Source organism: Streptomyces boncukensis, assembly GCF_011045075.1.
Lineage (GTDB): Bacteria > Actinomycetota > Actinomycetes > Streptomycetales > Streptomycetaceae > Streptomyces > Streptomyces boncukensis.
Window position 1 is genome coordinate 1 of sequence record NZ_JAAKZZ010000338.1, and the last position, 8436, is coordinate 8436.

Sequence of the window (8436 nt, forward strand, 5' to 3'; positions counted from 1 at the left end):
CCCCCTGGTATATGCGCCTGGTGTGCGTGGTTTCCGCGGACTGCGGAATTCAGCAGGAGCCGCGCGGCACGGGCCCGTTCAGTCCGGCGCGGACGCGTCCTCGGAGCACCGCTGGACCAGGGAGTCCGCGATCTCGCCGCTGCGCACCGCGATGTTCGACAGCAGGGACGAGGTCAGCCCGTGGGTGTGCTCGGTGCCGCCCTGCAGATAGATGCCGCAGGTCAGTTCGGACGTGGTGGTCAGCCGGTAGTCCCGCTCGACCCGGTGCCGGCCCGACGCGTCGCGCAGGCAGTGCCGGTCGAGGTCGCCGAGCAGGCCGGACGGCTCCATCGAGTCGTAGCCGGTGGCGAAGACGAGCGCGTCGAGGTCGAGTTCCCGCAGGCCGTCGTCGGCGAGCGACTCCAGCGACACCCGCGTCTCGTTGCCCACCCGCGCGACCTTGCTGACCCGGGTCAGATTGAGGAAGTGCAGCCGCTTGGTGTTGCGCACGTCCTCGTCGTACGCCCGCTGGTACAGCGCTCTGATCACATCGTCGTCGACGACCGAGTAGTTGGTGTTCCGGTGGTAGCGCCAGAAGGCTTCCCGCGTGCGGTCCGTGCCGAAGTAGTAGTCGTCGACCGCGTCGGAGTCGAAGACCTGGTTGGCGAACGGGGTGTCGTCCGCGAGCGAGTAGCCGTAGGACGGGACGATCGCTGAGACCTGGGCGTGCGGCAGGCTGTCGTACAGGAACCTGGTGATCTCGGCCGCGCTCTGCCCGGCGCCGACCACCGCGACCCGCTTGAGCTCGTCGGGGTCGACCTGCCGGTACCGCTCCAGGAACTCCGAGCTGTGCCAGACGCGCTCGTCGCGCTCCACGCCGTCGGGCATGCGCGGCACCAGCCCGGTGGAGATGGCCACGTTGCGCGCGTTGACCAGCCGGGTCTCCCTCCCCCCGGTGTCCCGCACCTCGACTTGCACATACTGCGGCTCCCCGGCGGCCGGCCGCTCCGGGAGCCGGATGCCCAGGACCTCCGAGCCGTAGGAGACCCGGTAGCCGACGCCCGACTCCGCCCACTCCAGATACTGGTGGAACTCCTGCCGCGTCGGGAAGAACGTCTGGGTGTTCACGAACTGCGCGAGCCGGCCGGTGGCGTGCAGATACGAGACGAAGCTGAACCGGGACACCGGATTGCGGAAGGTGGCCAGGTCCTTCAGAAAGGACACCTGCATCGTCGTATCCGGCAGCAGCATGTTGCGGTGCCAGCCGAACGAGGGCTGCCGTTCGAAGAACGCGGCTGTGACCGGGCGCCCCGGGACAGGGGATCCGTGCTCCTCCAGTGCGATGGCGAGCGACAGATTGGACGGGCCGAAGCCGATTCCGACCACGTCGTATATCTCTTGTGCACGAGTACCCATAGAATATTTCTCCCGCCAGGGTTGCTGCGAATTCTGTCAACTCTCGTCAAAATCATCGCTGATTTGGTCTCGAATCCTCGCGGAGCATCGCGACCGGCGACCCGGGAGACACATATTCAGTGTTGCACTGGAGAGCATCGCGACGCCAACGTAGAGGCCCCGGGCAGACCTTGCAAGAGGCCCCGGTGTCACGGCCCGCTGCGGGTGTCCCGTCGGCAGGACAGCAATCCGAATGCGCGGGACTTTGGCCATTCGACGCACCACGCGGGCAGCCTTCCACGGCTTCGCGCCGTACCATGACCACAGATCACCGAGGGGTGTGATTTCCGGGTGTTCGTTCCCAGCCACTACCGCGAGCCGGACAGTTCGTGGATGGTCGACCTGATCCGCGGCAATCCGCTGGCACTGGCGGTCCGCAACGGCGGTGCCGACGACGGCCCGTTCGCCACGCATCTGCCTGTCATTCCGGATCCCCGTATGAACGGCGCATGGCCCGACGACCTGTCGGGCACCACGCTGCTGGGCCATATGAACCGGGCGAATCCCCACTGGCGGGCCCTGCGGACCGGCGATGTGCTGCTGCTGGTGTTCACCGGCCCGCACGCCTACGTCTCGCCGACGGTGTACGACATCACACCGGCGGCCCCGACCTGGAACTTCACCTCCGTTCATGTGCGCGGGGTGGTGGAGAAGATCGACTCACTGGAGGAGACGCTCGGCGTGGTACGGAAGACCGCGCTGGCGTTCGAGGCGGACTTCGGCGCCGGCTGGGACCAGTCGGACTCGGTGGACTACTTCCGCAAGATCGTCCCCGCGGTGGGCGCGTTCCGGCTCACGGTGACCGGCGCCGAGGGCATGTTCAAACTCAGCCAGGAGCAGTCCACCGAGGTCCGCGAGCGGGTGCAGAAGTCGTTCAGCGGGCGCGAGTGCACCCGGCACCGGGAGACCGCCGAGCTGATGGGCCGGCTGCCGCAGCCTCGCGACTAGTCCTGCGGATCGTGCTGGGCCGGGGCTGCCCCTTGCTGTTTCATCGCAGCCTGCGGGTGATGTGTGGCTCGGCGCGCCCCGCGGCGAAGCCGCAGTGGACACCAGCCCCGCGCCTCTGACGGGGCACCATGGTGCTCTGCGCTGGGCCGCACGCCTCGCGGGGCCCGACTCCGTCTCGGAGTCGGGCCCCGCGGGATCCGTATGGAGGGGTCGGGTCAGGCCGAGATGCCGGCCCGCTCCTTCAGCTCCTCCAGGATCTGCTCGGCCGCGTTGTCGAGGGTGGCCAGAACCCACTGCTCCAGTTCCACCCCGGAGTGCTCCGCCGCCTTGTGCCACCACTGCAGCCGGCTGCCCGGCACGGCGAGCCGCCGGGTGGTCTCGGACCTGGCCGCCTCGCGCACGTCGTCCGCGCGTGCGAGGCGGATGGCCCGGCGCAGCTGCTTGGTGGTCCATCCCTGCTGTTCGGCCTGGTCCAGCCAGCGCTCCTGCTCCTCGACGGGCAGGGACGCCAGCTCCGCGTGGTGCTGGAAGCTCAGCGCCGCGCGGCGGCGGTGCATCTCGAACCGCCGAGACACCCAGGCGTAGTTGCGCAGCGTCTGGTACTGGAGCCCGGCCGCGCGGATGCCCCGCTCGTACCGGTCGCTGTAGTGGTCCTTGCCGTACACCAGCCAGTCCCCGAGCCACCAGGACGAGGAGTTGACGAGGCCGGACAGCTGCCGCCCGGCCCGTTCCCAGTCCTCGAAGGTCAGTCCGGACGGTATCTCCAGACCGACCTTGGTGGTGAGCACCTGACTGCGGTAGCGGCCATCGGCGACACCTCTGCCACCCGCGCCACTCGCGCCACCCGGACGCACCATCGCGTCCGGTCTCCTGCGCACCAGCACCTGCCTGCCTTCCTCCCCGTTTCCGTGCTGCTCGGTCACCGCGGCTCCATACGAATACGCGTCAAACAGGCGGGGTCGACCCGCCGATGATACGGACTGATTGCTGACGAGAGTTCCCGGGAACCATTTTCTAACAGAGCGGAACTGGGTGGCCAGGAAAGCGAAATCGACCTCGACATGAATAACCATCCCCCGTTCAACTGGACTCCATTCGAGTCGTCTATCCGAGTAGAACCTGACCGGCGGGCGGTACGCAAGGCGCACCCCATCCCCCATCCAGACTTGTTGAAGTCCACACAGTATGAACCGCCGCGCAGCGCGCACCCAAGGGAACTGGAGGTTCAGGTTCCGCTCGGGAGTGCGCGAGAGTCCGTGTGGCGCCCATCGCCCGACGCCTCGAACCGGTCAAAGTGCGTCAAATATCAGACAAGATGCAAGCCAGTGGCGCACAAGTTTCGTTAAGACTCACAAGCAACAGATGCCATTCCGGTTCAGAGATGGCAGCATCTGACACACTCGTGCACGGGTCCTCCGGGGGCAGGTCCGCCCCACCCGACGCCGAGCCGAATGCAGCAGGAATATGGAACTCCGGATCCTCGCAACGGATTTCGGGCGCGTTACACTCTGCCTTCACAGCGCTTGATGATTCGCGCTCCGAGCCTGCTGCTCTCGCTCCGATCGGTAGTAGGAGGAAATTGCACTATGACAAGCCCCGGCGCCACCATGGACGAGGCGTCCTCCGCAGTCGGCCTCTCCATGTCCCTGGCTGCCTTTTCGGAGGAGATCTTCCGCAGCATAAAGCGAGCCGACCAACGCAGATGGGCGCACGCCTACCTGGCGGGGCTGCTGCGCACGCCGGGGAAGAAGTCCGTGCGCCGGCTGGCGCACGCCGTCTCCACCTCGCCGAACGCCGCCCAGTCGCTCCGCCAGTTCGTCTCCACCAGCTCCTGGGACTGGGAGACGGTGCTGCGCGAGCTCGCCGACTGGGCCGTCAGACACGAGCCCGCCTCGGCGCTGGCCATCGAACGCCTGGTCATACCCAAGTCCGGCAAGCGGTCGGTCGGAGTCCACCGCTACTTCGACCCGCACTCCGGCCGGGCCCTCAACTGCCAGCTGGGCGTGGGCGCGTTCCTCACCATCGGGTCCACCCAGGTGCCCGTCGACTGGCGGCTGCACCTGCCCGCCCCGTGGACGGAGGACGCGCAGCTGCGCCGCCGCGCACGCATCCCGGACGCCGTGCAGTACCGCCCGCTGTGGGCCCAAGTGCTCGACCTCGTGGACGCGCTGGCATCCCGGACCGCGACCACCGGCATCCCGCTCGTCACCGACATGAGCGACGCGCCGCACGTCGGCTCCTTCCTGCGCGGGCTCGGACAGCGGGGCCTCGACTGCGTCATCACGCTGCCGCACTATCTGAAGGTCCACCCCGTCGACGAGTGCGGCCCCTTCGGGCCCACGCTCGCCGGCGCCCGGGAGTGCGTGTCCAAGACCCGCGCGGTGGAGTCCGTACCGGTCACCACGGTGGACGGGCGGCAGCGGAACGCCCAGGTCAGGTCGGCGCTCGTCCGGCTCCCCACGGGGCGCGCCCCGGGATCGGCCGAGGGCCCCTTCCGGGTCTTCACCGAGGTGATCCGGGGCGACCGGCACGGCCCCGTATGGATCACCAACCTCACCCATCTCCCCCTCGCCGACGTCATGTCGCTGACCACGCTGCGCGCGAGCACCGGCACCACCCTCTGCGCGATGAAACGGGACCTGGGGCTCAGCGACTTCGAGGGGCGCTCCTTCCCGGGCTGGCACCACCATGTGACGCTGGTCTCCGCGGCGCACGCCTACCAGCGCCTGGCGCCGCTCGCCCCGGGCAGCTCCGCGCGCCTTCCGCTGCGCTGGGTCGCCCCGCGCGAGGGCGCGGAACCGACGACCGCGACGTCGGCGCCGGGCACGCAGGATGCGCCGAGCGCATGAACGCGGCCCTGGACACCGCCGGGGGAACGGTCTCCAGGGCCACGGAACAGGCAGTCGGCCCGTCAAGAGCGGCCGACTATCGGCGAATTCATCGTTGCAGTGCACAGACGGCCGCGCAAGAGGGCGACATCCGGCCTCCGGCGCCGTCGTCTTCGACTCGCACCCCGCCCCGGCCTTCTTTCCGCCCGCACTCGCGATTCCCCTCGGGTGCAGCTTCGTTGCCCCGGAATTTCCGCTGACCTGACGGCGCATTCCCCGGTTCCCCGGATTCCTGGTTCCCCGGGCCGCGGCGCGGTGTGCCCGGCGCTCGCCGGGCGCCTCCCTGCCGCTGTCCGGGCCGGACGGGGCACGCCCGCCGGGCCCGTACGCGCCGTCCCGCCGTCCCGTTGACGGGACAGTCCCGCCTGGTTGAGTGCCCGCCGTCGGTGCGAGCCGCTTTCCGGTTCACCGTCCGCACCGGCTCAGGGTATGTTCAGACGCAGCCGGATTCGGAGGCCGGAATTACGGGAGTCAGCACGGCAAAGCCTCGACTCTCAGCAGAGCAATCCGAAAGGGAATTTCCGGTGGTCCCTGCGGTGCACTGGGTGCGCTGGCTGTGCTGGCTGCACTGGCCAGGTAATCGGTCATTCGCCTCCTGACGAACCGAAAGCAGCGGTTCCGCAGCCCCGGTTCGCCTGCGAGGAGTCCGGAGGAATCCGAGGAGGAATCCGAAGGAGCCGGCGATCCGATGGGACATGGCCGCTTCCGAAGCCGGGGCCCAGCGGCTCTCCCGGCTCGGCGGGCACCCGCTGCGCGGGACGCCCCGATGAACCAGCAGCAGGAGGATCCGACATGACGCACTCCCCGGCCGGCGCCCCGGCCGACAGGTCACCCATCTCCGCGCGGGCGGCCGGACTGCCGCTCAGCGGCCTGGCCGAGGTGTTCATGCTCGCGCGCACCGAGGGCACCCTCGACCTGGCGATCGGCACCCCCAGCCACCCCCGGACGCCCGACGCCATGATCGAGGAGGCGGTCGAGGCCCTGCACTCCGGGCGCAACCAGTACGAGAACCCCGCGGGCGAAGCGCTGCTGCGGCAGCGGATCGCCGAGCGGCTGAACGCCCCCACCGACCCCGATACCGAGCTGACGGTCACCGCAGGGGCGACCGAGGCGCTCTGCGTCGCGCTGCTGGCCACCGTCGACCCGGGCGACCAGGTCATCGTCCTCACCCCCGGCTTCGACCAGTTCACCGGCGCCATCCGGCTGGCGGGCGCGACCCCCCGGTTCGTCCCGCTGCACGCGCCGGAGTGGCGCCACGACCCCGCCGAGCTGGCCGCCGCCTTCACCTCCAGGACCCGGGCCATCGTGCTGAACACCCCGGGCAACCCCACGGGGCGGGTGCTCTCCCGCGAGGAGCTGGACGGGATCGCCGAGCTGTGCGAGCGCTGGAATGTCACAGCGATCTGCGACGAGGTGTACGCCGACTTCGTCTTCGACGGGCGGCGCCATCTGTCCGTCGCCGAGGTGCCCGGACTCGCCGAGCGCAGCATCGTCGTCGGCTCGCTCTCCAAGAGCCACGCGATCAGCGGCTGGCGCCTGGGGTTCCTGCGGGCCGACCGGGCGCGTACCGAGGCGCTCGGGCGGGTGCACCAGCTGACCACGCTGGGCACCGCGGCCCCGCTGCAGGCGGCCGCCGGGCGCGCCGCGCATGCGGTGGACCCGGCGGTCGCGGCGGAGGAGATGGCCGCCCGGCGCGACCTGACGCAGGAGATCTTCTCCCGCATGGGGATGAAGTTCGCCCCCGTGGAGGGCGGTTGCTACCTCTTCGCGGACATCGGTCCGATCACCGGCGGGCGGCAGGAGTGCATGCCGTTCATCCGTGAGCTGCGGGCGCGCACCGGCGTCCTGCTCGCCCCCGGCACCGCCTTCTTCGCCGACCCCTCCGGCGGCGAGCAGCACGTGCGCATCGCCTTCAACCGGCCGATCGAGACGCTGCGCGCGACAGGGCGCCAGCTGACGGCCGGCTGACAGCCGACCACACACGGGGAGCAGACGCATGAGGCACTTCAGCGAAGCACAGCTGGGCCCGCTTCCGGACTTCCTGCGGCAGTCCGGGGCCGGGGACGTCGTACCGTTCGTCACCCCGGCCGGGGACCAGATGTGGCTGGTGTGCGACTACGCACTCGGGCGCCAGGTGCTGACGGACCGGCGGTTCAGCCGGGCGGAGGCGGTCAAGCCGCAGGCGCCGCAGGTGATCGACGCCCAGCCGGTGCCGGACTCCATGGCGAGCATGGACGGCGCGGAGCACACCCGGCTGCGCCGCGTGGTGGCCGGGGTCTTCTCCCCGCGCCGGATCGGCGCGATGACCCCGGACGTCGAGCGGCTGGCCGACCGGTACCTGGACGGGATCGCCGCGGCCGGGCCCGGCACCGACCTGGTCGCGGGGCTGGTCGCGCCGCTGCCGCTGGCCGTGCTGTGCTCGCTGCTGGGCGTCCCCGAGGAGGACAGCGGCCAGTTCCGGGACCAGGTCGAGGTGCTCTTCGACGTCTCCCTGGACAACCCCACCGAGAAGGCCCGCCGCCGGCTGGAGCTGGCCGACTACATGTCGGAGCTGATCGCCCGGAAGCGGCGCAGCCCGCAGGACGACATCCTCACCACCATGATCGCCGCGCATGACCGGGGCGAGATGTCCATGGGCGAACTGCTGACCATGGGCCTCGCCCTGCTGATGGCGGGCTACGAGACCACCGTCGGCCAGCTCGGCCTGTCGGCGCTGGCCCTGCTGTCCGACCCCGCCGCGTACACCGAACTCGCCGCACAGCCGGACCAGCTCGTGCCCACCGTCGAGGAACTGCTGCGGCTGACCCCGTCCACACCGCTGAGCTTCTCGCGGGTCGCGCTGGAGACCGTCGCCCTCGGCAGCGTCACGGTGAAGGCCGGGGAGGCCGTCATGGTCTCGCTGCTGCACGGCAACCGGGACGGCGCGGCGTTCGCGGAGCCGGAGCGGCTGGAGCCCGGCGGGCGCGAGGCCGTCCATCTGACGTTCGGCCACGGGGTGCACCGCTGCGTGGGCGCACCGCTGGCCCGCCTGCAGCTGCAGGTCGTCCTGGGACGGCTGCTGAGCCGCTTCCCCGCGCTCCGCCTCGCCTCCGGCCCCGAGCCGGTGGTCTGGAAGGACGGCCTGGGCACCCGCGGGCTGTCCCGGCTGCTCGTGGAGTGGTGAGCC

6 protein-coding genes are annotated in these 8436 nt (G+C 70.2%); 4 read left to right on the forward strand and 2 right to left on the reverse strand.

What is annotated here, in order from left to right; all coding sequences use genetic code 11:
• Positions 1-78 precede the first annotated feature (78 nt).
• Complete coding sequence (locus tag G5C65_RS25750; RefSeq protein ID WP_165301319.1) at positions 79-1395, reverse strand: lysine N(6)-hydroxylase/L-ornithine N(5)-oxygenase family protein; 1317 nt, start codon at positions 1393-1395, stop codon at positions 79-81.
• Positions 1396-1725: 330 nt separating this feature from the next.
• On the opposite strand from G5C65_RS25750, the gene G5C65_RS25755 reads away from it, so the two are divergent.
• Positions 1726-2382: an FMN-binding negative transcriptional regulator gene (locus tag G5C65_RS25755; protein WP_165301320.1), complete on the forward strand. Its 657-nt coding sequence runs from the start codon at positions 1726-1728 to the stop codon at positions 2380-2382.
• Between the two features lie 215 nt (positions 2383-2597).
• Here the strand turns inward: G5C65_RS25755 and G5C65_RS25760 are convergent, their stop codons facing one another.
• The gene (locus tag G5C65_RS25760; protein WP_338146658.1) at positions 2598-3305 is read right to left on the reverse strand and encodes an LmbU family transcriptional regulator; all 708 of its coding nucleotides are present in this window, start codon (positions 3303-3305) and stop codon (positions 2598-2600) included.
• A gap of 663 nt (positions 3306-3968) precedes the next feature.
• Here G5C65_RS25760 and G5C65_RS25765 point away from each other — a divergent pair.
• The 3 genes from G5C65_RS25765 (at position 3969) to G5C65_RS25775 (ending at position 8433) form a co-directional block, all read left to right on the forward strand.
• Positions 3969-5231, forward strand: coding sequence for an IS701 family transposase (locus G5C65_RS25765; protein WP_165301321.1), 1263 nt, complete (start codon positions 3969-3971; stop codon positions 5229-5231).
• A gap of 831 nt (positions 5232-6062) precedes the next feature.
• Positions 6063-7238, forward strand: coding sequence for a pyridoxal phosphate-dependent aminotransferase (locus G5C65_RS25770; RefSeq protein WP_165301322.1), 1176 nt, complete (start codon positions 6063-6065; stop codon positions 7236-7238).
• A 28-nt stretch (positions 7239-7266) separates the two neighbouring features.
• Positions 7267-8433 (forward strand): cytochrome P450, encoded by a 1167-nt coding sequence (locus G5C65_RS25775; RefSeq protein ID WP_165301323.1) that lies wholly within the window; start codon positions 7267-7269, stop codon positions 8431-8433.
• Positions 8434-8436 lie beyond the last annotated feature (3 nt).

Bases quoted from the DNA above. Each gene is read 5' to 3' on its own strand.
- G5C65_RS25750 (WP_165301319.1), bottom strand. From the start codon at position 1,395: ATGGGTACTCGTGCACAAGAGATATACGACGTGGTCGGAATCGGCTTC.
- G5C65_RS25765 (WP_165301321.1), top strand. From the start codon at position 3,969: ATGACAAGCCCCGGCGCCACCATGGACGAGGCGTCCTCCGCAGTCGGC.
- G5C65_RS25770 (WP_165301322.1), top strand. From the start codon at position 6,063: ATGACGCACTCCCCGGCCGGCGCCCCGGCCGACAGGTCACCCATCTCC.
- G5C65_RS25775 (WP_165301323.1), top strand. From the start codon at position 7,267: ATGAGGCACTTCAGCGAAGCACAGCTGGGCCCGCTTCCGGACTTCCTG.